Below are 22,142 nucleotides of genomic sequence, written 5' to 3' on the forward strand. Positions count from 1 at the left end.
GCAATAAGTTTCCTGAAGTCAGCAGCTGTCATATAATCGGGTTTCTGATCTATATACTCCCGCTGCAGGTAGGTAGAAAAATCGTAGCGCGGTGCGCCGGATTTGCCTTTTTTTGTGGTAATCAGAATGACACCGGCATTTCCCCGGGTACCGTAAATAGCGGCAGCCGATCCGTCTTTTAATACATCAAAAGATTCTATATCATCCTGTTGCAGCAGATCCAGGTTTCCACCAGGAATTCCATCAATCACGATCAAAGGCGTTCTGGTACCGGTTAGGGAAGTAACGCCTCTTAATTGAATGGAGGCACCGGAATTGGGGTTATTTCCGGCTGTTCTGGTAATGTTCAAACCGGCTACTTTACCCTGTATCAGATCCATTGGTGAACGGGTGCCCCCCGGATTAAAATTGGTTGATTTTACGGAAGTAACCGCAGAGGTTATTTCTTTTCTTTTTTGTGTACCATACCCCACCACCACTACCTGATCAAGACTCTGAACATCGTCTCTTAGTTGGATGCTAAGGTTATTGCTTTGTCCAACCCTGATTTCACTGGTTTTAAAGCCGAGGTAAGAAACCACTAAAATATCACCTGGTTTTGCAGCAATAGTGAACCGGCCTTCCTCATCGGTAGTTACTCCTTTGGTACTGCCTTTGATAATAACAGAGGCACCGGCAACAGGTGTATTATTTACTGCGTTGGAAACGATGCCCGAAACGGATTGTTGAAACCAGGCAGAATGCTTACCCGCTATTCCGGCTGATTCGTTAAAGTTGGATATATTGCCGCTTTCCGCCTTACCCTGAACGGGAACTGCAAGAATCGCCGCGCAAAACAGCGGAAGGACACGCATAGAACTGCCTCCTGCTATTGTATTTTTTTTGCTCATTATTAATAACAGTTAGATGTCAGTAGATGGTACGGCTCCTTAACAGGACCCGTAATTCGCCGTTTGCATGCAATCCTTTGCGATAGTTTTTAAAACTATTTAACATCTCAACTTTTAGCTGCCAACAAAGTTCAAACAGATTGTTAACGGAATTTAAAGGAGAGGGGAAGCTGACCGAAGCAGTTATCTTTATTGTTTAAACTTTTCTGCGTGAAATTTTCGATTCAGCAACATAAAATCCTCGCCTTTCTCGGGTTTATTGTACTGGTATCCGTGCAGTGCTTCCTGATTTACAATACCTATAAATTAAAAGATGATGAATTCTTTGCTGCCGAAAAAAACATTCTGAAAGAAGCTTACCGGGCAAGCATCCGTAATGAAAAGATTTTTCCCGGCGGACAAGCCATCATGGATCGTTACCTACTGGGCAATATGGCAAAATTTGATTCCCTGCATAAAATATCTACCCGAAAACTAACCGATTATGCCAGGCTGGTAATAGACAGCCTTCAACTAGCCTTAAGAAAGCAAAATACCATCGACCAGATAATGCACCGGATAATACGGGAAAATAAACTCGACACATCGTTGACCTGGGCCGCCACCCTTGAAAAAGTAAGTATAACCTTCGATGGCACACATTATATCTCCCTGTTCGAACGCAATGAACAGGCAAAGGGCATCTTAAACAACAATGGCCCCTCCCGCCTAACCAAACAAAATGAAGTTAGTTCTATTACGGTCAGTTCCCCAACTCCAAATTCCTATGCAACCGGGTTTTCGCTGCATGCCGATATCCCCTACCGAACACTGCATATTTTCAAAAGCATGGCACTGCCGCTTGTCATCTCTTTCTTTTCAATATTGGTAGTAGTGTTGATTTATTATGTAACCTACCATAACTGGATCCGTCAAAAAAAACTTGCAGAACTTAAGTCAGATTTTGTAAACAGTATTACTCATGAACTGCATACGCCGTTATCTGCCATTATAGTAGCCAATAAAAGCCTTACCAACGACCGGATCATGGAAGACAAAGAAAAAATACTGGCGCTAACCGCGGTAATCGACCGGCAATCACAACGATTAAAAACCTTATTCGGGCAAGTGCTGGACTTAACGGTAATGAACGCTTCCAGTTTACAAAAGGAACCCTTCATTATGGAAGAACTGCTCGAGGAACTGTTGCTCGACTACCGCCTGCAACTAACCAATAACCAGGTATCTATTTCTTATACCAACGATTCTAAGGCGAGCCGGGTTTTACTCGATAAATTCTGGACCACCACCATGATCAATAATATCCTTGATAATGGCATTAAGTATAATAACAGTAAATTGAAAACAATAAAAGTACATACCAGGCAGGCATACGAAAAACTGGTATTGATCATTTCAGACAACGGTATCGGTATTTCGGACAAAGCACGCCGCTATATTTTTGACAAGTTTTACCGAAATACGGAAGGCCTGGAAAATAATGCAACCAACGGACTTGGACTCGGGCTTTTTTATACCAAACAATGCATCGATGCGCATAATTGGGAGCTTGAAATCCTGTCGAATGATTCAAGTGGAACATTTTTTATTATACGGATTCCACTGGAAAAATAAAGTGACGCCTATGCAACATAAAGTATTATTTGTGGAAGACGAAATAGACCTCGGCAACGTGGTAAAACAATATCTACAGCTCATGGACCTGGAAATAGACTGGCATACCACGGCAGAAGACGCCTATCTTGCCTTTACCAAAAACAAAGCCAGCTACGACCTGCTTATGATCGATGTTCAGTTACCCGGGGCAGACGGTTTTGAACTGGCGAAAAAATTTTACCAACTCGACAGCAAGAAACCCTTTCTATTTCTTACCGCCAGGAACGAAAAAAAAGACCGGCTGCGTGGTTTAGAACTTGGAGCAGATGACTATATAAGTAAACCCTTTGATATTGATGAACTGGTGCTCAGGATCCGGAACATTATCCGCAGAAACAAACGGTCCGAAACAACGTACAAATCCGCTACCGATCTAAAAATCGGCGACATCATACTGCATAAAGATCTATTCAAACTATCTATCCGAAATTTTCCAGGCAAAGGCGCTCTAACTCCCAGAGAAATGGAATTACTGGAATTCCTGTATAAACACCGCAACAGTGTTTTAAAAAGAGAAGATATCCTCCTGCAACTATGGGGAGAAAATGATTATTTCCTGGGACGCAGCCTGGATGTATTTATTTCAAGGCTTCGGAAATTGTTATCGGCCTCCACCAAAGTAAAAATAGAAAATGTGTACGGGGTGGGTTTTATCTTCACTGTGCAGGATTAACCCGGCCAGGTCCGCAACCCGCCCGGCCAGGCAAAGCAGCGGAGATTGCGCAACAAACAGGAATAATCCCCATCAATATCCGCAAGAAAAAGGCCGGGTAGCAGCATTTATTCTTTCATTCCCTATTTTTAATAGGCCTGCTTAAAAGGCTTGCACCATGAAACTCCACTATTTCTGCATAGCAGTTCTGGCAGTTATCCGGTTTTCTGCAAAGGCGCAGGAACCCTCCTTTTTCAAATGGGATACATCAAAAGGCCGTATACCGGTAACCAACACCCGATTTAATACGGACAGCAACCTGGTTCAATTCGCCATCCTGAGCGATCGTACCGGGGGCATGGTTCCGGGTATATTTGAAGATGCGGTTAAAAAAGCCAACCTGCTACAACCCCAGTTCATTCTGTCTGTGGGGGATCTTATTAATGGTTACTCAACCGATTCCGTGCTGATTAATGCGCAATGGAAGGAATTTACCAACCTACTGGAACCACTGACTGTTCCTTTTTTTTATGTGCCCGGAAATCATGATATCAGCAATTCCTGGATGCAACAGGAATGGAAAAGACGATATGGACAATCGCATTATTATTTTGTTTATAAAAATGTCCTCTTCTTATCACTGAATTCGCAGGATGAGGGCGATTATGGAATGAAGGCCGAACAGGTTGCTTATTTCCAGCAAATCCTGCAACAATTCCCAGCCGTTCGATGGACCTTTGTATTTATGCACCAACCCCTTTGGGCCAAAACCGGTACCGGTTTTGAAAAAATTGAAGCTGCCCTTGCGAACAGAAATTATACGGTATTTGCAGGTCATACCCATAATTACCTGCTGAGTGAGCGCAACAAACGCAAATATTATATACTGGCTACAAGTGGCGGAGGCAGTGAGCGAAGAGGAGAACAGTTCGGCGAATTCGATCATATAACCTGGGTAAGTTTCCAGTCTGCAGAACCCAAAGTAGTTCATTTAAAACTGGACGGGCTGGTTGAAGAAAATATTGTAGATGAAGCTTTGCGGAAAAAAATCCGCCCGCTTACTTCCGGCAACTGGTTGCGATTAAAGCCCGCGCAAACCCGCTCATCCGTGGAATCGCTGATCCAGGCATCCGTTCAGCTGCGCAACCCAAGTGAGTTGCCCCTTGCAGTTAAGGGAAATCTGCCGAAGCTTACTGGTTGGCATACAGAACCGGAAACCATCCAACTTACCCTGGGCCCCGGTGAAGAAAAAGAAATCCCCTTCCTGCTCAAAACCCTGCATGGCCAACCGGTTGATCTGGCCACACTGGATCCTGTAACCATTGAACTTGAAGGCGCGTACAACATAAACAACAAACGCTATGCACTTCCGGCTAGTCAAAGAATGCTGCTGAACTGGCCCGGCTCAACCGGCCAGGAAATTTTGGTACACTACCCGGAATATGTAACCGAAGCCTGGGACTGGCAGGGAACCGGGGATTCATTTATCAGGTTTAAACTACACGAAGAAACTAAATACCTTACCTTATCGGCTACCGTTACCGATGATCAACTCGTTCTGCAGGAAGGAGAGCACCGCGATAAATTATTGGTATATTTCGAAAATAAAAACAAGGTCCCTTTCCTGCTAACGGTATCACCAGACTCCAAAAAACCTTCCTTCCAACTTACGAAAGCAGATGGAAGTCCTTATAAAATAGCCCTTAGCTGCACCAGTAAAGTCAGTGAGAAAGGCATTGAAGTACTTATTAAGCTCCCAATAAAAGAAATTCTTCAGCCAGATGGCAGCTTTCGCATGAATATCGGGTATGCCGACCAGGATGATGCCACCAGCACAGAAGCAGCTACCATCTACTGGAAACCCCGCTGGGATACAGAGCAGAACTACCCTGCCTCCGGCATATTCCGGCCCTCCCGTTAGCAGGATAAAATTTTCAGCAAAAACATAGGAATCTATTCTTTTTTGCATTTACTTTGTACTTCAAAGCACTTTTAAATGAACGATTCCATTGCTCGTTTCTATAACAGGATCAGTATTATCTACCCGCTGATCAATTTATTTCTCCTCCGGCAGCGGGTGCACTTGCTGGAGGAAGTAAACAGTTATCCTACCGGCAAACTCCTGGAAATAGGGGTTGGTGATGGAAATCACCTGCGGCTCTACAAGAAGCACCAGATCATTGGAATTGATGTATCTGAACTGATGTTGAAAAGAGCCCGCAAATCAAATCCGGAAAAGGCAGAACTATATTGCATGAATGGAGAAGCCCTTGCTTTTGCCGATGCCAGTTTCGATTATATTGTGCTATCACATGTACTGGCAGTTACCATAGACCCTGATAAATTATTGCAGGAAATAGGCCGGGTTTTAAAACCCGGCGGCACGCTTTTTCTGCTTAACCATTTTACCCCGGAAACCTGGCTGAGCTGGATGGATAAAGCGTTTCAGCCAGTAGCCAAACTGCTCAGGTTCCGTTCCTATTTCCTCCCTGCGCAGCTAGGCACCCTGGCAGCGGCCTTTACGCTGGAGAAAATAAGGGGTTTCGGGTTACACGATTATTTCCAACTTAGAATTTATAGCAAACCATGAAATCCTACCGCGGGGCCATCGGCGTTTCATTGGCCATCAGCTTGTATATCTATGTAATTTACCGAACCGACAAAACCCTGGTAAATCAACTGATCATTGCCTTAGTTTCCTGGGAAAAATACGCTGCACTGAAGGCGGAAATCAGGGCCCTTTTTCCCCTGGCAGACTGGATCATTTATTCGCTCCCCGAAGGTTTATGGATCTTTTGCATAACCCTTAGTTCTCATTATTTTTTCCTGGAAATAAAAGGCAGCCGCCTAAACCTCAGCCTGCTCCCCATTCTTTTGGCGGTAACCATGGAATTATTTCAATTAGTGCATTTATCGAACGGGCGGTTTGACTGGATGGACTTGCTGATTTCCTTTACTTTCTGGCTATTTGCTCTTTTTGTTACCCGTATGAACCTGGAAAAACAAGCCTTGTTCCGAACCTGGAACCAGGCCAGTTATACCTGTATATTCAGCTATGCGATTGTTTACCTGGCGCATGTAATCCGTTGATCCTGCTTCCCTTTAAAGGGGCCAGGCCGTTTCAATTCCCTGGCTGCTGATAAAGGATTGGAATTCCTTTATTTTTAATTCCCGCACCTGCCGGGGTGTTAATCCCTGCTCTTTTGCAAAAGCAACCAGGCAACCCACGGCTTCTCCGATACTCCATTCAACCGGGTGAAGCCGGTAGCAGCCATTTGTTATATGGGTGGTACCGATATTTTTATTCGCAGGCAGCAAGTTTTCCATTCGTATAGGAATCAGTGCCCCTAAAGGAATCTGAAAAGGCAACGCATTGAAATCAACATAGTTCACTTTATGGTTGGTAGGATGCAGGTCGATCGGGTAGTAACCTATTCCAACACTGTCTTCAAAAGCAGCCCCCCATGCAAGGCTTGCATCAGCGCTAAGCTGTCTTCTTTGTTCCATGCCCACATGTTCTTCTTTAACTGTAAATACAGCTTCTATGCGCCGGGCTTCGCGTACATAGGGATATTTGGCCAGGCCATCATGCGTACCCATAACATCTTTGCGCAACCGAATTCCAGGCCAGCCCTTACCGCCATCGGGCCGGGGAACTTCTGTCTGCAGCCAGTATAAAAGCGACAGGCTTAATTGCTTGGCCCTGTTGATATGATAAACCTTTTCTTTTTCAGGCACATCAATTATAGTACCCAGCATATAATCGTTCTGCGGCCAGTTTACAATGGTTATATCTCCCGCATAAGTACCTGGTTTAAAATTATCCTTACTAATAATCCGGCGATAATTCCAGAGGTTTAACCTGTCCCCTGTTGCAATTCCTTCCGGATGAAAGCCGAGTTGTTTGGGCTTTCCGGTACGCGGATCAGAATACTGAAGATCCAGTAATCTTCCCGGCCAGGCGGGTTGCAGATCCGGGCTATAATTTTTCCAGAACGCATAATCAGGAGGCTCGGGTATGGTATGATTTTCTCCTGGTACATAGTCCATCGCAAAACACATGGTGAAAGACTGGCTGTTGAGCGGATCAGCCTTTCCGGGCGCATGCAGTTCACCGGTTTGCGACTTAGCTTCTGTTCCGGTGCGGTATTCTGTTCCGGTAATGGGTAATAAATCACCTAGTTCGGTAGCATCCACAAAATAAGGTGCTATTAGTTTTTTCAGGACGCCGGATTGGTCTTTGACCAGCAGAGCATGTACCCTGTTTCCGTTCTTTTCTGCCGACACTGCTTTATGCTGCAATAAGAGCTGGAGCTTTCCGTTGCTCAGATGCGGAGCCAGTAGTTCCATAAATACCGCCACGGCAACTTTGGGTTCATGACATAAGCGCGATACGGCGCCGTCGCCGGGGTTCAGCAGGGGGCGTTGTTGAGCCGCTTCGGTAAGCGGGTAATTTTGCCGGTAATAATTTCTGATTCGGTTGCGCCAATGGCGGTATAGTGCAGTAGCGCCATGTGTTTCAATCCACTGGTGTTCATCAGGCGGCACTCCCTGCTGTGATACCTGTCCGCCTATCCAGTCTGTTTCTTCAGTAAGGATAACGGTTTGTTTATTCCTCAGGGCCGCCAATGCGGCTGCAAGTCCGCCTAAACCGGCACCTGCAATTACAAGATCGGCCTGCAGCTGTACCAGCGGCTCTTTAGGGCTTAGTGTGTTAGCATCGGATCGAACTGGCCAGCTAAGCAGGGCGCCGCTTCCCCATGTTATGCTTTGCAGAAAGCTTCTTCTTTTCATGTGAACGGGAATTACTTACAATTTTACGGCATGGAATGCCTGGCGCAGGGTGTCTAGGATAAAGTCGCAATCTGCCTGGGTTATGGTTAATGCAGGGCGCATGGTTAAAATATTGCCTTCAATAATTTTAAACGCAATCCCTTTTCGCAAACAATAGTACATGATTTCTTCCGCATACCGGATAGCGCGCTTTTTGGTTTGAGGGTCTTCTACCAGGTCGAGCCCAATATGAAATCCTCTGCCGGCTACATTTCCGATTACGTCAAACTCCTGTTGAAGTTTTTTTAACTCATGCAATAGATAAGTGCCCAGGTTAGCTGCATTTTCTACCAGGCCCTCCTGTTCAATAAATTCAATTGCGGCCAGGCCTGCGGTTGCACATAGCGGGTTTTTTTCGTGTGTATAATGTCCTATAGACCGATGCTGCAGGGTATTGTATTTTTCACGGGTAAGGATACCTGCAAAAGGCAATAGGCCGCCACCTAATGACTTTCCGAGCACCAGAACGTCGGGTGTTACAAAATGCTCGCAGGCAAACCATTTACCCGTTCGGCCCAGGCCTTCGATGATTTCATCAAAAATCAGGAGTATGCCGTTTTCATCGCAAACCCGGCGAAGCTCTTGCCAGTAGTACAGGGAGGGCACAACGGGGGTAGCGGATATGGGTTCAGCTACAATTGCGGCAACGTCGGGATGCCGGCGAAGGATCAGCTCCACCTGGCGCAGATAAGCTGCATCAATAGCGGCCTGCTCGGTTAAACCCCAGGGATTTCTGTAATAGTTCGGAAATTCTACATGAAAAGCCCCGGGTACCATAGGGCCTTGTCCATTTGAAAAATGCTCTTCTCCTCCTAAGGTAGAGGATTGAAACCCGTTGCCATGGTAAGAATCCCAATAGGAGATCGTTTTCCATCGACCGGTTACCTGTTTAGCCAGGGTAACGGCCATTTCAATGGCTTCCGAGCCACCCGGACAAAAAAGTACACGGGTAAGTTCGGGCGGACTCAGTTCAACCAGTTTTTTAGCCAGCTTTATTACCGGCAGGTTGGTATACCGCCGGGGGGTAAAGGCCAGCTTATTGGTCAATTGCTGCATAACAGCCTCCATTACGGCCGGGTTGGAAAAACCCGCATTATGCACTCCATTTCCATGAAGGTCAAGATAGCGTTTCCCCTGTAGGTCTTCAATCCAGGCGCCTTCGGTTTTCTGCAGTACATTCATAACAGGGGTAGAAAGTGCCTGGTGCAGGAAATACCTGGCATCTTCCTCCAGCCAGTGCCGGGTTTCTTCGCTTAATTCGCTGATCCATTGCGCCCTTAAAGGGGTATTGTTTACATCGCCCTGCTCATTAAAGTCCATTGCCATAGTTCAAAATGATTGAGTGATAAAAGCAAGCTGAAGTTAATTATAAAACGGAAAGAAGACAGCAGCTTTTGTTTTGAGAAATATTCTGCTATTTTCGTCCTGAATTATGCCAGAAATCCTTAATAATCGGCGGTCTTACTTTCTGGATACTATATATAGTGTTAGAAATGATGAAAAACTGCTCTTGTTCAATGCCTTGCCTATTACAGATCTGCAAGAGCAACAACTAGTGGTTGAATTCCTTGAAACAGAATTTACCAATGAAGCATACGACTACCCATTTCATACCCTTGAATTCGACAAAGCAGCAGCATTGTGGGCCGCCCGTTATTTATATACTACAGCTCAACTCTTACTTTACAGAACTTATTCAGTTGAACAGCTCCCGATGCTGCTTGCGGGTTTTAAAGATGATCTTACACCCGAAGCTATACTATCCGCTGATTTGTGTCTGCGTTTCCTGCCTGATTTATTTGATCTTGCGAATAAACTAGATTATAGCGATCCGATACAATCCTGTATAGTGTCCACCTTATCAATCTGGCAATACTCAGGAATAAAAATTGCTGATGCAACGTTAACCCCTAAACTGGAAATAATTTTTTCAAACCCCTGTTTAAAACAATTGTATTTGAACAGGATATTGGAAACAGACAACCCCTACTTGAAAAAACATCCAGTTATTCAACAGGAGCTTTCCGCTATTGCTGGCATCTACCAAACATTCTTTTTGCATAACTACAACTATGAAAAACCTTGACTCGCTGCAGCTTGTACTGGAAGAAATAAAACAGGAATTTATTGGCAAAGACGAAATCATCGATTTATTGGGAATCTGCCTTGTGGCCAGGGAAAACATGTTTCTCCTTGGTCCTCCTGGCACTGCAAAAAGTGCAATTATAAGAAGACTCTCGGAAAGCATCCACAATGGCAACAATTTCGAATACCTGCTTACCCGGTTCACGGAACCAAATGAACTTTTCGGCCCCTTTGATATCCGAAAATTAAAAGACGGAGAACTTGAAACTAACACAGACGGAATGATGCCGGAAGCATCGCTCGTTTTTCTTGACGAAATATTTAATGCAAACAGCGCTATTCTCAACAGCCTTCTTACTGCACTCAATGAACGGTTATTCAGGCGGGGAAAAGAATCCAAAAAACTGCCTGCTTTAAGTTTTATAGGAGCCAGCAATCAACTTCCCGAAGATGAAACCTTGGCTGCTTTGCTTGACCGTTTCTTAGTTAGGGTAAAATGCGGGTATGTTGATCCTGAAAATTTAGCGGCTGTGCTGACAGCAGGCTGGGAAATGGAAAAAAAATCAGCCCAGCAAATCAAGACCATTGATCCACTTGAAATTATGAAAATCCAGGAGGACTGTAAAAAAGTTGATATTATGGCAATACGGACAGAATATGTCGACATCGTACATTCACTCCGAAACACAGGAATACAGGTATCAGACAGGAGGGCCGTAAAGCTCCAGAACCTCATTGCCGCAAGCGCACTTATTAGTGGCAGGCAAACAGCCGAAATATCTGATTTCTGGGTATTAAAATATATTTGGGATACCGAGGAGCAAATTGAGATTCTGGAAGGCATGATTAACCTCATCCTGGAAAAAGCCAGCTTTAAAAAGGCCCATCCTCAAGCACAGAAAAACAAACTCCCCAATGCTGAAGAACTGATGAAAGAAATTAAATTTCTTTCATCCAGCTGGGACGATGCTGCCGTAAGCAACGAACAGAAAAATATAATCAAGGATAAACTCCGGTTTATTCACACCAGATGCACCTGGGTCAATAATGAAGCTCAAAAAAAATTACTCGTACTTGAAATAGATGATCTATGGAAGAAGATACTGAAAAGCGACCAACCGGTGTAATCAAAATCCCCTTGCATTACCAGGAATACCTGAACAGTATAAGGGATGAGGAAGATCTATTAATCAGCCAGGATCACCAATATTGCTGGGTAAAGGGACTTAATGTTGCAGCGTTAAAATCGCCGAAGATTCAACGTATACCTTTTTTAAGCTTTTTTGAGTTGAAGAATGATTTATTATACCAGTTAAACGCACTACTTCCCGACCAGGAATTACCACAGGGCCTAAAATGGCAACCTATCAATGAAAAATTTCCGATTCAAATTCCAGCATTTAATCATAATTATTTTGGATTAGCAGAGCGAATAAATATCCAACTTGTAAAAGCCGAAGAGGAACGAGAACCTGTAGCCATCATAACAAGTTATGCGGTCCTTAAATCATATATTGAAACCGCCCCGGCTATACGACTAAAAGGACTAAAATGGATAAGTATGGATGTATTACAGGAGAAATATGTCATGATTATTGGAACACCTATCCTGCCAATTCCAGGTAATACATTTTGTTTACACAATAGTTTTTACATCCCTTCGGGATACATACCCGCCTTACCCATCCTTGACTATACCATACAGGAAATGCTGAATTTTGAAGAAGGTGATCGGTTGATCTGGCTGGATCAAAAACAGGTTATCCGGTTAAATGAAAAAAATTTCCGACCGTTGTCAATAAGTTCATTCAGGCTAACCCGTTGACCATGCAACCTGTCCACTATTTTAGACCATCTTACGCTTACTTCTGGCAGTATGATGAGGACTATGAGATAATTCAGTTTATTGACGGAGACACCATTTGCTATACCGAAGCTTTAACTACCACCATCCAAGCCCTATCGGTGCAGGGCCTGCCACCATTTAGCACACTATTGCTGGCTATTTCAGCAGCTGGTAAAAACGGATCCGAAAAGCTCAAAAAAATCAACGCATTTACCAATACGTCCACTCGGTACCCAAAAACAATTATTACGGCGGAGGCAATTGAATTCCTGGAACTGATATCAAAACTACCTGAACGATACAAATCAAGCAAAGGTGTTATACAATTAGTACAATTTTTATTCTACAATTGTCATAGAATACAGGGATTAAAGTATTCTAAACAAATTGCCGCATCCATTTCCATTGGTTTAGTACAATTTTTAAGAGAATCCATGCTACAGGAAAGGGAGAAAAACAAGGACCCCGACGCCATTTATGAATATGATTTCCGCATATTCTCAATACTGCATCAAAAATACAACAGCTTAGATGCATTACTTGCTGCTCTAAAGGACCTACCTGAACTGGATGAACCAATAATACCAGAAGTAAACAACCAGCCAAAGGATTATATAGATGAATTGCAGGAAAACCCTTCGACCTTTCATGTAGCAGCCCTTGTTCGTTCCATCTGGACTGGATTACATTTACCCTATAATCATTCTTCCGAAGGTAGTTATTCTACGGGGGGTATAGCAACGCTTAGCAATAAAGGAAGTTTAGACAAATTACTAATCACAGAGTTTGCACACGACGACCTGGTGTTTCTGAGTAGAATTGCCAATAAGGAGGCCCTCTATTTCCAGCGCGAAAACCCATCAATACAGCAACCTTTCAATAGGATTATTTTAATTGATGTTTCAATCAGAAATTGGGGAACCCCCAAGCTAATTAGCGCTGCTATATTGCTGGCAACCTCACAGCATCCTAAATCAACTATTTGCGTTAAAGGATACGCAGTGGGTGATTTCTTTACTCCATTATCAATAGATAGCAAAGAAGACGTCGCATACTCCATCAGCCAGGCTGACATCTCGCTGGATGCCAGTGCTGGTGTTGAAGAATTTATCAAGAAAAAAAAGCCCGACTCACAAACAGAATGGATTTTTATATCCGAAGAAAAATCCCTACAGTCTGCTGGCATTCAAAAAATAGTACAGAAATACCCCGGGCTATTTTCTTATATGATTGCAGTATCCTCTAGTGGAAAAATTTCCCTTTTCAAATATAGCAGTAAAGGCAAATCACTCATACAATCCTTTACACTACCCATCCATAAACTTTGGAAGAAGATCGAAAAAAACAAAGCCCTCAAAAGAGTAAATAAACAATCAACCGATCATCATTTTCCTATTTTATTCGGAATATCTGGCAGAAATATAATTCCACTTCCAATCGATCAGGAAACCTATCTTTTATCGGGCACCAGCCTATTTAAAAAAAACCATCCAGATGGCTTAGTGGGCTTTAGCCTGGTATACGAACTAAAGGAAAATAAACATTCATTATATTCAATCGGTCGAAACAAGAATAACGAACTAATTTTGTTATGTTTTAATAGTATTACGAAACAAATAACTTTGTGCAACCTGGAGACGTTAGAAATACAAAAGCTTGATTTTCCAGCCTGGACAAATTCAGCTTACCCCCATTTCCATTTCATCGACAATAAATTCTACTACGTAACTGCATTCAACTATTCAATAATTGACTTAGAAGAAAAAGCAACGATTTCAACCCTCGAGGGCATTCCAGACCAGAGCATCCTATCCAGCTATACTTACTATAGAATGAACTGCTCAAGAATTGTTCAGGAATGGAAAGACAAAAACCCGATTCTCAAAAAACTTAAAACCGTTGCCATATCAGCGTCAGGAGAAATATTCCTAAACTCCAATAAACTAATTAAAGAAAACGGATTTTATAAAATTGTAACCGCTGGTAATTATGCCAGCCCCACACTTACCTATGGCATTTGGAAGGATGAAAACAGGCACGAGTTCAGGGATGGAAGCAGTATCACATTACATCGCTCCGGCATGCTGCTGCTCACTAGCAGCAATAAGACGCTGCCTACCATTTTCCTTCCAACGGTTCTTGGCGTTCCAATTGCAGCGGTCGCTAACAATGATTTTACAGGAACAAGCTATTTTATAGATCCTTCTCTTCAACAAAATAAGATAGGAGCGGAGGAATTTAATTCCAGTTATCTAAACCCATTTATTCAAACAATCCTTGCACTTGGCAATGGTACTTAGCATTCAACCTTTTCATAAAGAAAGAGAGCATCCTCTATCGGGATTTCTGATAGAAGGGCCCTCACCCGTACAGTGGCTAATACTACTGCAGTCTGCCGGATTTAATCTGGAAACCACAAAGGTGTACCCGGTTCCCGGAACTACTGCCAATAGTAGTTGGGGCTGCTTTGTATTACCCGAAAAACCGGTAATACCCGAATTTTTATGCACTCCCTGCCAATTCGCCCATTCCAAAATTCATCTACCTTTTCATGCCACCATTTATCCTACACTTACAAATAAGGAACTGAGCACCATATTCAGTAGCAATGCCTATCTTTTTCATCCGAGAAGCGGTTTAATAGAATTAGAATCGCCCATAAACTGGAAGGAAGAAATTGATTTACCGGAGTTGCTGCAAATAACTTTTACCATTCCTGCAAAAACTATTTTCAAACCCGGAAAACTAAAGAGCATCCTAATCGAAGAATCGAACGAAGCCCATATACTTCAACAACTGGAAAACAGTTTTCCTAATTATGAAAGCCTGGAAGTGAAACCTCTCGGCATCTTTGAACGAGTAAAGTTGTACCTCTTACGCTTCTTTTTAAAAGGTTCATTTTCTCAGTCAATCAACCCGAAATGGTCAGATCAATTAAAACTACAGCTGAATCAATTGGAAGACAGAAACAACAAAGGCATAAACAAACTCATTGATTTGTTAAAAAAGGATCCCTTAAATGGCCTTAAGTACGCAATCCCCATAAAAGAACAGGCAACCAGCAGAGGATCAGCTATACCAGGTGAGTTTAAATTGGCTAAGATCTGGTCAAGCCTCTCATTAAATCAGCCTACCACCCCAACAGGCAGCGCTTTTGTATCAGTATCTGGAACGCTTGATACACAATTGTATCGCAGTTATATAGAAACTGCAAAAAACCTTCAGGAGCAAGGACATCATGACAAAGCCGCATTTATTTATCTGAAGTTATTAAACCAGCCCCTAAATGCGGCTAATACACTCTATGCTGGCAATTTTTTTAAAGAAGCAGCGGTTTTATTTGAAAAAAACGGGTATCACCAAAAGGCTGCTGAATCATTTGAGCAGGCAACCATGCTAAGGCAGGCGCTTCACCATTATATCAAATGCAATATGATGGAAAAAGCCGGGGATTTATACACCGTTTTGGAGGAACCAAATGCAGCTGCTGAATGTTACAAAAAACATATTAATGGCCTATTAGCGTCAAAAAATAGAATAAAGGCTGCATCTATTTACCGTACCAAGCTAAACGAAGAACAACAAGCTTCCGCCATTCTCCTGGAAGGATGGCAAATCAACGAAGACCCGGTTAGCTGCCTTTTGCAATTCCTCCATTATTTCGAAGCACCCGCCGAACGGCTACATAAACTAACCGAACTATTTGAATCCCTGGAACCGAATAAAGCAGCCAACTTTGTAAAAGTTTTATTACAGGAACAAAAAAGGAACGCTACATACAAGGAAGAGATAAGGCTTCTGCTATTTCAGCTTATTTCCAAAATGGCTAACTCTGACCCAGCATTTGTAGAACACCTGCGATTGGTCAATAAAAATGATCAGCGCTTATTAAGAGATATTACCAGTTATATTTATAGTCGAAACTCCAACAACAGCTAAGTTTTACAGTTCTTTACACTTAATTTACCCGGCATTTACTACAAGTAAGCCCCATTTCCGGTTATTTGAAGAAAAAAATATGACGAATTTTTTTTCAGGACCGGGCTTTGTTCCGGCAGGCATTACACTGGTACGGGCGTTAACCGGATGGTTAATTTTCCGGCATTCACTTGAATTGTTTGATATCAATGGACTGATTGATTTTCTGCGTCAAGCTAAAGTACCTCTCCCGGCCTTTTCGGCTTATACAGCTAAACTGATTGAGCTGGTGGGGGGCATTTTTTTGATCCTGGGCCTGTTCACCAAATGGATAACACCGCTTCTTATGCTTATTATGCTGGGGGTGATTGCCACCATGCACCACTGGAATTTTTATGAGGGCGAACACCCATTGCTCTTCCTCCTTTTGTTTGCCGCCTTCTTTTTCTATGGACCCGGACCTTGGAGCCTGGATAAACGCATTCAAACACGCCGAACGCCGGCCTCATAACCCTTATGCCGGCCATTTTCGAAACTCATAAGCCGCTTGCCAAAATTCCAGTTCCAGGCAAGCAGCTGCATAAAAGGCTTCGTTCATGCTGGCTTGCATACCCAAACTGCTTCCTGCAGCCAACTTGTCGGTGCAGGCAATAGCAGTTTGTACAGCAATTGAAAATTCATCCCCACTGTAGGTATCGATCCAGCGTTGATAAGGATTGTTTTCGGTTTTATGCTGCGCAAAAATATAGTCGCCTACTTTCTGATAAATCCAGAAACAGGGCAGGGTGGCAGCCACCCCCAGTTCAACCGGCTCCAGGGCTGCCGTAGCTTTTAAAAAATGTATATAATGATGGCAGGCCGGTTGCATAGCACCCCGCTCCCTTACCTCAAAGTCGCGGAAAAAAGAGTCGTGCAGCACACGTTCTACCAGTATAGCATTTTCAGCAAATCGCAGGTAGGTTAATGCATCCTGCATATCGGGCACCCTGGCCCCCAATAATGCCAGTGCCCTGCTAAAATGTTCCAGGTAAATCGAATCCTGCGCCATATAAAACTGAAATTTTTCCCGCGGCAAACTGCCATCCGCTAATTCCTGTATAAAAGCCAGTTGCAGGATGGAACCATAGATGGATTCAATTCCTGCCCATGCCTTATCCGACCAATTCAAGTTTGATGAGTTTTTGTGGGTTGAAAAAATGATTCAGCGGTCCATTGCCTTTACCGGTTTGTACATCCATGCCCGCTTCAATAGCATGGAAAACATATTGCTGCCCCAATTCCACTGCTTCGGTAAGCGCTTTACCCTGCGCTATATAGGATGCAATCGCAGAAGAAAGTGTACAGCCCGAACCGTGGGTATTATTTGTATTAAATTTTTCCGATTCAAACCGATGAAAAACACCCGCGTTATCCAGGAAAAAAGAAACCAGCTGCGCCGAGCTCAAATGTCCACCTTTCAGTAATACGGTTTTACATCCCATATCCTGGATACGTTGCGCAGCAGTTTGCATTTGTTCCGGCGTCTTTACTTCCATGCCAGCAAGGATAGCAGCCTCATCCATATTTGGTGTTACTACCGTTGACAGCGGAAATAATTGTTCTATAATTGCCCGGATCGTTTTTTCCTCGATGAGCCGATGCCCACTGGTAGCCACCATTACCGGATCAAATACAATTGGTCGGTTTGTATACTTCGCCAACGTATGGGCAATGGCATTAACCAGTTCAGGCGTATGCACCATACCGATCTTTACTGCATCGGGCGGTATATCCTCAAAAATGGCTTGCAGTTGGTCCGGGATAGCTTCTACCGGGATGGGATAAATGCTGCGCACCCCCATTGTATTCTGAACAGGAAGGGCAGTAAGTACCGAGCTGGCATAGCAACCCAATGCGGAAATGGTTTTGATATCGGCTTGAATGCCTGCACCCCCGCTGCCATCAAACCCGGCAATGGTCAATACCGATGGATATCTATAACGCTTCATAATAAAATCGTTTTTTTTTAGGGCTTCCGCCGCCTTTCCGGGATGCGATGCTGCACAAATGGCCGAAACTACCGCTATACAGTCTGCACCGGCCAGAAGAACAGATGGAATATTGTGGAGCTGCATATTCCCAATAGCAACCAATGGCTTGTCGGTTTGTTGGCGGATATGACGGATACCTTCCAAGCCCCATTCAGTAACAGTATCTGTTTTTGTGGCCGTATTGAAAACCGGACTTAATCCCAGGTAATCGGCCGCATGGCTTTGTTGGTTATCCAGCTGTTCCAGGTATTCAATGGAATAACCGATGAGTTTATTAGCTTCTTTCCATTGGGTACGGATCTGCAAAGGAGCAAGATCATTGTTACCCACATGAATACCTGCAGCATTTATTGCCTGCGCTACCGGTAGCAGGTCGTTGATGATCAACGGAACCTGGTAGCGATCGGTTATTTCTTTTAAGCGTTTTGCTTTTTCAATAAAGGCAGGCAGGGTGCTATGCTTTTCTCTTAACTGAACCAGGTCTACACCGCCTTTGATCGCTTCTTCTGCCACATAAAGAAAACTATGTTCTTTACAGTCCGCCTCGGATATAACCAGGTATAATGCATACGGAAAATTCGGATGCAGCCTCATAGCAAGCTAATATTTAATTGCTGCAGGAATATTTCTTCCTGCATATTGTAAAGCTGATCCAGAATTTTCACCTGCAAGCTACCCGGTCCGTCGGCTTCTTTTTGTGCCAGCTCCCCGGCAATTCCGAGCAGGCTCATTGCGGCAGAAGTAGCTTCTGTTTTATTTTCCACTACACCAATAAAGGCGCCGATCAGTGCAGAAGCCGTGCATCCCAGCCCGGTAACTTTTGTCATGAGCGGATGCCCGTTATGAATATGTATACCAAATTCCTGGTCGACTATAATATCGGTTGCGCCCGATATACAGATAACGGCTCCCTGTTGCTCCAGCAGGGAAATAGCGGCGGTAACCGCATCCAGGCTGGCAGCGGTACTATCCACCCCTTTCGTTTTGGCGCCATTAAATTTTGCCAGGGCCATGATCTCCGACGCATTACCCCTGATTACGGTGGGTTTGAACGCCATCAACCGTTGCAGTACTTCGTCGCGGTAAGAAGTAGCACCTGCCCCAACCGGATCAAGCACCCAGGGCTTTCCCAGTTGCTGGGCAGTTTCTGCTGCCAGCAGCATAGCATCCACCCAGTACTCATCCAAGGTTCCGATATTAATCACGAGGGCATGCGAAAGAGCCACCATTTGCTTCACTTCTGCATGGGCATGCGACATAATCGGCGATGCACCAGCAGCCAGCAATGCATTAGCGGTGGAGTTCATTACCACATAATTAGTGATATTGTGTACCAGGGGAGATTGACGCCGAACGGTTTCGATGTGTTTCCAGAGCATTTTTTCCATAACGATAGATTTACGGTTACTTGCTCCAGGGAAAACTCTGGCAAAAAAAAGAAGTGCCTATTCGACGTATTACTACTTTTCCCTACGACGGTCTCAACCATATCAGGTTCAAAGGGACTCTCTCAATTCTTTTCAGAATACCCCTAAAGCGGGGTAAAGATAGGGTAAAAGGCCTATTCAAAAAGAAGCGATACCTGGCCGCCGCTGGACCTAACTTTTACCGGCACGCCCCCACCGTTCATTTTTCCATCCAACCCACCAGAATTTGATTTACCGGAAAAATTCACGAGCTCTTTTGTTTGCAGGTTATTGGCTGCAACATCCAGGTCCATGCCTTTATCCTTGGGTAATTGCAGGGTTATACTACCCCCTGAATTCCGCACTTTTACATAGTTCCCTATTTTAAGGAAAGCAACCTGAATACTACCGCCGCTGGTAGCTGTTTCCAGGTCGCAGGATAACTTATTCAGCCGTATACTTCCGCCAGAAGTAGTGGCATGCAGTGCACCGGTAATTGTTTCGCCGTTGATGCTACCTCCACTTGTTACCGCATTAATATTGCCATTAAGGTCGTTTAAATGCAGGGTGCCTGCAGAGGTATGCAAGCGGATGGTTCCGGTACAGTTTTTTGCTGTAATACCGCCACCACTGGTCACCAGGTCAATCGATTCAGAAGAATTTTCAACCCTTATACTTCCGCCCGAAGTGCGGCCTTTGATCTTACCATGTACATCGTTTAATTGCAGACTACCTCCACTGGTAACAAAATCCTGGTTACCGGATATGCCGTTCAGTTGAATGCTGCCACCACTGGTTGACAGCTCCGTGGAAACTTCTTTTGGCACAAATGCAGCGAAAGAAATACTGAGCGATCTTTTCCAGTTGGTATTTTTTACACCTGGTTTTAGTTTTGCGAGGGCAGTCAGTTGATGTCCCTGCACCTCAATCACCAGGTCATAGAGTTCACGAAGACGTTCCTCGATAGCTGCCTTAGAAACTGTACTGCCCTCGTCATTGCCCTGGATATAGACCTCCAACCGGGCTTCGGACGGGTCTACCGCCATAACTTTCAAACTACCACCGGAGGTTTGCAGTTGAATATTATGGATTTTTTCCTTTTGCAGGGATCTTATTTGATAAGGGGTTTTGCTATCCTGGGCCTGTAAACCCAGGCCGCTAACCAATAATAAGAGGACTACAATTCTCATATACAAGGGGTTTTGTTAAGAAATAACAACAAATACCTGTGCCATTTTTTCAATCCCTTGAATTTCAATCAGTCAAATTCTGGCCAGTGGGCACAACCGTCCGCTTATGATACATATACTGTTCATATTGGTACGGGAGCAACACCAGGAATGGTTTCTACCAATATCTTATTCGCTGCACTGTCGTAATAGGTGCAGGTCATTTCTTCCATGCAGATTTCCCATTTTTCAATGCCACAGGTTGCACACATTTTGATAAAGACCAGGAAATCCGTTTTACCCTGCTGATGTGCTAGCAAACCTGCTTTCAATGCTTCGCCGTTAGCCCGGTCAGCAATTGCCAGGGGCTCATACTTTGCAGGAAGTTTTGCTGTAGAATCATCAGCGCCGTAGTAGTTGATCCGTCCATCTGCTACATAAGCCACATAATGGGTAACGCCTAAGGCTTTAATTTCCCGGATATAAGCCGGAAAATCCGCGCCTGATTTCACTTTGCTGTGCGCTGCTTTGATTTGCTCTGTTGTAAACATTCTTTCTTTTTTAACCAGGTGATTAATGGGTTGATGTACGAGTAATTGCCGGCGACTAGCTGTTCACAACAGCGCCCAATGGCATTGATTGTCTGCCTTATTACCGGTAGACTGCAAAGATGCCTGCAGGAAAAATGCTGAACTTGTAAAAAATCGTTTTTTAGAGGAAGCGTTTGAATTGCTCGGGGGTGTCGCCGGTAAATTGCTTAAATTCCTTGCTAAAATGCGCCTGGTCAAAGAAGTTATTTTCGTAACAAATATCGATAAGCGATTTTGATTGGTTTAGATCACCAAGTACAGCATTGAACCGGACAATAGAGGCAAATTTTTTAGGGGTGGTGCCTACTATTTTTCGAAAGCGTTTCTCAAATGGACTTTGACTGATAAACAGCTTTTCATTCAATTCCTTAATACGAATGGTTCCCTTGGTTTGATAGATAAGTTTTACCGCTTCTGCAATCAGCTTATCTGTTTCTTTATCTTTTAGCTGCGCTAATAGAAACTGTTCAACAATTTCTACCCGCTGCCTGTCTGTAACAGCAAGGCCCAGTTTTTCTTCTACTGTACGGATGCTTGTTTTATCAAAAACATCCTCCAGCGACAGGCTCAGATTAAATAGTTCATGGGCAGGGTGGGCAGCAAAATGTGTAAACCCGGTTTCGGTAAAATATACCAGGATCGTTCCTATGCCAGCCGAATTCCTGAAAATTTTATAGCTATCCGTAAGCCCGGTAATGCCGGCAGCATTCAATTGAACAATTGAATCGCCCTTTATAACTGAGAGTTGTCCTTTATACTGGAAACCGATCACCAAACCTGGGGGCGGAAGAACTTTGTATTCATGTACATATTCATTTTCCGACACTACAAATTGTTTAATGTAGGGCTGTAATGTTTTTGTCGGTATGAATTTATCAAATCTCATTTTTACATAAAAGATCATAACCTGTCCTGCGGAAGCCTTCCAAAGACCAGCAGCGCAAATATACGCATAGTCGTCTACGCCGCCATTTGAACAAATCATCCAGGCTAAAAAACTGCATATGCGGGCAAGGCTGACACCCAGGCAACCGCTTGTAGGGCATGTTATTCTCTTGAATATCTAG

The 22,142-nt window shown here is 43.9% G+C and carries 20 protein-coding genes and 1 riboswitch; of the genes, 11 read left to right on the plus strand and 9 right to left on the minus strand.

All coding sequences use genetic code 11. From position 1 onward, the window contains the following. On the minus strand, nt 1-890 hold an 890-nt coding region (locus tag A1D16_RS07335; RefSeq protein WP_290708702.1), incomplete at its 3' end, for a carboxypeptidase-like regulatory domain-containing protein. Nucleotides 891-1,100: 210 nt separating this feature from the next. Between A1D16_RS07335 and A1D16_RS07340 the strand changes: the two genes are divergently transcribed. From A1D16_RS07340 to A1D16_RS07360, 5 genes are all read left to right on the plus strand, one after another. Then, nucleotides 1,101-2,504, plus strand: coding sequence for a HAMP domain-containing sensor histidine kinase (locus A1D16_RS07340; RefSeq protein WP_290708703.1), 1,404 nt, complete (start codon nt 1,101-1,103; stop codon nt 2,502-2,504). A 10-nt stretch (nt 2,505-2,514) separates the two neighbouring features. Beyond that, nucleotides 2,515-3,219 carry a response regulator transcription factor gene (locus A1D16_RS07345; RefSeq protein ID WP_290708704.1) on the plus strand — a complete coding sequence of 235 codons (705 nt, stop codon included), beginning with the start codon at nt 2,515-2,517 and terminating at the stop codon, nt 3,217-3,219. A 157-nt stretch (nt 3,220-3,376) separates the two neighbouring features. Then, complete coding sequence (locus tag A1D16_RS07350) at nt 3,377-5,119, plus strand: metallophosphoesterase (protein ID WP_290708705.1); 1,743 nt, start codon at nt 3,377-3,379, stop codon at nt 5,117-5,119. Nucleotides 5,120-5,194: 75 nt separating this feature from the next. After that, entirely contained in the window at nt 5,195-5,788 is a 594-nt protein-coding gene (locus A1D16_RS07355; RefSeq protein WP_290708706.1) for a class I SAM-dependent methyltransferase, read from the plus strand. After that, complete coding sequence (locus A1D16_RS07360) at nt 5,785-6,288, plus strand: hypothetical protein (protein WP_290708707.1); 504 nt, start codon at nt 5,785-5,787, stop codon at nt 6,286-6,288. The genes A1D16_RS07355 and A1D16_RS07360 overlap by 4 nt, the downstream gene beginning before the upstream one ends. Nucleotides 6,289-6,300: 12 nt before the next feature. Here A1D16_RS07360 and A1D16_RS07365 read toward each other — a convergent pair whose 3' ends face one another. Further along, nucleotides 6,301-7,992, minus strand: a complete 1,692-nt coding sequence (locus tag A1D16_RS07365; RefSeq protein WP_290708708.1) for an FAD-dependent oxidoreductase — start codon at nt 7,990-7,992, stop codon at nt 6,301-6,303. Between the two features lie 15 nt (nt 7,993-8,007). Continuing rightward, nucleotides 8,008-9,357: an aspartate aminotransferase family protein gene (locus A1D16_RS07370; RefSeq protein ID WP_290708709.1), complete on the minus strand. Its 1,350-nt coding sequence runs from the start codon at nt 9,355-9,357 to the stop codon at nt 8,008-8,010. A gap of 106 nt (nt 9,358-9,463) precedes the next feature. Between A1D16_RS07370 and A1D16_RS07375 the strand changes: the two genes are divergently transcribed. From A1D16_RS07375 to A1D16_RS07400, 6 genes are all read left to right on the plus strand, one after another. Beyond that, nucleotides 9,464-10,117 carry a hypothetical protein gene (locus A1D16_RS07375; RefSeq protein WP_290708710.1) on the plus strand — a complete coding sequence of 218 codons (654 nt, stop codon included), beginning with the start codon at nt 9,464-9,466 and terminating at the stop codon, nt 10,115-10,117. Then, nucleotides 10,104-11,243, plus strand: coding sequence for an AAA family ATPase (locus A1D16_RS07380; protein ID WP_290708711.1), 1,140 nt, complete (start codon nt 10,104-10,106; stop codon nt 11,241-11,243). Before A1D16_RS07375 ends, A1D16_RS07380 begins: the two co-directional genes overlap by 14 nt. Beyond that, complete coding sequence (locus A1D16_RS07385) at nt 11,207-11,941, plus strand: hypothetical protein (protein ID WP_290708712.1); 735 nt, start codon at nt 11,207-11,209, stop codon at nt 11,939-11,941. Before A1D16_RS07380 ends, A1D16_RS07385 begins: the two co-directional genes overlap by 37 nt. Before the next feature lie 2 nt (nt 11,942-11,943). Beyond that, nucleotides 11,944-14,262, plus strand: coding sequence for a hypothetical protein (locus A1D16_RS07390; protein WP_290708714.1), 2,319 nt, complete (start codon nt 11,944-11,946; stop codon nt 14,260-14,262). Further along, nucleotides 14,252-15,901 (plus strand): hypothetical protein, encoded by a 1,650-nt coding sequence (locus A1D16_RS07395; RefSeq protein ID WP_290708733.1) that lies wholly within the window; start codon nt 14,252-14,254, stop codon nt 15,899-15,901. The genes A1D16_RS07390 and A1D16_RS07395 overlap by 11 nt, the downstream gene beginning before the upstream one ends. 79 nt (nt 15,902-15,980) lie before the next feature. After that, on the plus strand, nt 15,981-16,391 hold the full coding sequence (locus tag A1D16_RS07400; protein WP_290708716.1) for a DoxX family protein: 411 nt from the start codon (nt 15,981-15,983) through the stop codon (nt 16,389-16,391). 3 nt (nt 16,392-16,394) lie between these two features. On the opposite strand, the gene tenA is transcribed toward A1D16_RS07400, so the two are convergent. The 6 genes from tenA to A1D16_RS07430 all read right to left on the minus strand — a co-directional run bounded on the left by tenA (nt 16,395) and on the right by A1D16_RS07430 (nt 22,060). Beyond that, on the minus strand, nt 16,395-17,048 hold the full coding sequence (gene tenA, locus A1D16_RS07405) for a thiaminase II (protein ID WP_290708718.1): 654 nt from the start codon (nt 17,046-17,048) through the stop codon (nt 16,395-16,397). Beyond that, the gene (gene thiD / locus A1D16_RS07410) at nt 17,032-18,504 is read right to left on the minus strand and encodes a bifunctional hydroxymethylpyrimidine kinase/phosphomethylpyrimidine kinase (RefSeq protein WP_290708719.1); all 1,473 of its coding nucleotides are present in this window, start codon (nt 18,502-18,504) and stop codon (nt 17,032-17,034) included. The genes tenA and thiD overlap by 17 nt, the downstream gene beginning before the upstream one ends. Then, a complete protein-coding gene (gene thiM / locus A1D16_RS07415; protein WP_290708720.1) occupies nt 18,501-19,298 on the minus strand; it encodes a hydroxyethylthiazole kinase in 798 nt (265 codons plus the stop codon). The genes thiD and thiM overlap by 4 nt, the downstream gene beginning before the upstream one ends. 62 nt (nt 19,299-19,360) lie before the next feature. Then, a riboswitch (TPP riboswitch) is annotated at nt 19,361-19,453 on the minus strand. 18 nt (nt 19,454-19,471) lie between these two features. Next, entirely contained in the window at nt 19,472-20,506 is a 1,035-nt protein-coding gene (locus A1D16_RS07420) for a DUF4097 family beta strand repeat-containing protein (protein WP_290708721.1), read from the minus strand. A gap of 122 nt (nt 20,507-20,628) precedes the next feature. Then, the gene (locus tag A1D16_RS07425; protein WP_290708722.1) at nt 20,629-21,036 is read right to left on the minus strand and encodes a DUF1398 family protein; all 408 of its coding nucleotides are present in this window, start codon (nt 21,034-21,036) and stop codon (nt 20,629-20,631) included. A 160-nt stretch (nt 21,037-21,196) separates the two neighbouring features. Continuing rightward, the gene (locus A1D16_RS07430) at nt 21,197-22,060 is read right to left on the minus strand and encodes a helix-turn-helix transcriptional regulator (protein ID WP_290708723.1); all 864 of its coding nucleotides are present in this window, start codon (nt 22,058-22,060) and stop codon (nt 21,197-21,199) included. Nucleotides 22,061-22,142: the final 82 nt, after the last annotated feature.

The sequence above is a fragment of the Flavihumibacter sp. CACIAM 22H1 genome, from assembly GCF_001601815.1.
Lineage (GTDB): Bacteria > Bacteroidota > Bacteroidia > Chitinophagales > Chitinophagaceae > Flavihumibacter.